Below are 1,583 nucleotides of genomic sequence, written 5' to 3'. Positions count from 1 at the left end.
ACCAAACCCCCGTCCTGCCCAGGGCACGCATGCTTGCGTGTCCTGTGATGATGCCTACGATCGCGGTTCGTGGTCGTATTAGTTCTTCGACTGGTCCACAAGTTTGTTGGCTTTAATCCACGGCATCATCGCGCGCAGCTTCTCGCCGACGATTTCGATCTGGTGTTCGGCATTGATGCGACGACGCGACAGCAAGGTCGGTGCGCCGGCCTTGTTTTCCAGGATGAAGCTCTTGGCGTATTCGCCGGTCTGGATGTCGTTCAACACCTGCTTCATGACCTTCTTGCTCTCTTCGTTGATGATGCGCGGGCCGGTGACGTATTCGCCGTATTCCGCATTGTTCGAGATCGAGTAGTTCATGTTGGCGATGCCGCCTTCGTAGATCAGGTCGACGATCAGTTTCAGTTCGTGCAGGCATTCGAAATACGCCATTTCAGGCGCGTAGCCGGCTTCCACCAGGGTTTCGAAACCGGCCTTGATCAGTTCGACGGCGCCGCCGCACAGAACCGCTTGTTCGCCGAACAGGTCGGTTTCGGTTTCTTCGCGGAAGTTGGTTTCGATGATGCCGGCACGGCCGCCGCCGTTGGCGGTAGCGTACGACAGAGCAACGTCACGGGCAGTGCCGGACTTGTCCTGGTACACGGCGATCAGATGCGGCACGCCGCCGCCTTGGGTGTAGGTCGAACGCACGGTGTGGCCCGGGGCCTTCGGCGCGATCATGATGATGTCCAGGTCGGCGCGCGGCACGACCTGGCCGTAGTGGATGTTGAAGCCGTGGGCGAAAGCGACTGTCGCGCCTTGCTTGGCGTGCGGCGCCACGTTTTCTGCATAGACCTGGCCGATGTTTTCATCCGGCAGCAGGATCATGATGACGTCGGCGCCCTTGACCGCTTCGTTGACTTCGGCAACGTTCAGGCCGGCGTTCTTGGCCTTGTTCCACGAAGCGCCGTCCTTGCGCAGCGCAACGGTGACCTTGCAGCCGGAGTCATTCAGGTTTTGCGCGTGGGCGTGGCCTTGCGAACCGTAACCGATGATGGTCACGTTCTTGTTCTTGATCAGGGACAGGTCTGCGTCTTTGTCGTAAAAAACTTTCATGGTCTTCCTAAATTCCTCAATGTGAGCGGAGCTCTTTTATTTTGTCATGGGCGCCGCCCGAAAGCGGCACGATGGGTTTCGATCAGGCCGCGTACGACGCGAAATGCGTCGGCATGGCCTGGTCGCGCACGTGCGGAATATCCAGCTGGCGCAATTTGCGATACAGCGAGGCGCGGCACATTCCCAGTTGCCGCGAAGCGGCGGAAATGTTCCAGCGACTGCCGACCAGCGCATCGATAACGCGCGTGCGCTCGTCCCCGAGCGGGCCGCCTGATGGGCGCGGGAGGATATCGGCAGCACCGGCTTGTGGCACGATGCTGCGGACGTTGGAGGCCGGAGAAATAGCCGGCCCCTCGTAGTGAATGGCGTGCGAAGTTGATGGCGCGAACGTCTCCATCAGCTCTTCCGGCAGATCGCCGGCTTCGATGCGATCACCGTTCATGACGGCGCAGCAGTAGCGGATCACGGCGTGCATCTGGCGCAAATTG

The 1,583-nt window shown here is 60.0% G+C and carries 2 protein-coding genes; both read right to left on the bottom strand.

Annotated elements, in window-relative coordinates:
- Window positions 1-78 precede the first annotated feature (78 nt).
- Window positions 79-1,095 (bottom strand): ketol-acid reductoisomerase, encoded by a 1,017-nt coding sequence (ilvC, locus tag HLUSI_RS0101785; RefSeq protein WP_016832337.1) that lies wholly within the window; start codon window positions 1,093-1,095, stop codon window positions 79-81.
- Between the two features lie 82 nt (window positions 1,096-1,177).
- Window positions 1,178-1,583 (bottom strand): helix-turn-helix domain-containing protein (locus tag HLUSI_RS0101780; protein WP_016832336.1); only part of this gene is annotated, 406 nt, incomplete at its 5' end.

Origin of the sequence: Herbaspirillum lusitanum P6-12 (assembly GCF_000256565.1) — a bacterium.
GTDB classification, from domain to species: Bacteria; Pseudomonadota; Gammaproteobacteria; order Burkholderiales; family Burkholderiaceae_D; genus Herbaspirillum; species Herbaspirillum lusitanum.
This window is presented reverse-complemented; position numbering and strand designations above follow the sequence as displayed.

Coding starts and splice junctions, on each gene's coding strand:
- ilvC (WP_016832337.1), bottom strand. CDS start 1,095: ATGAAAGTTTTTTACGACAAAGACGCAGACCTGTCCCTGATCAAGAAC.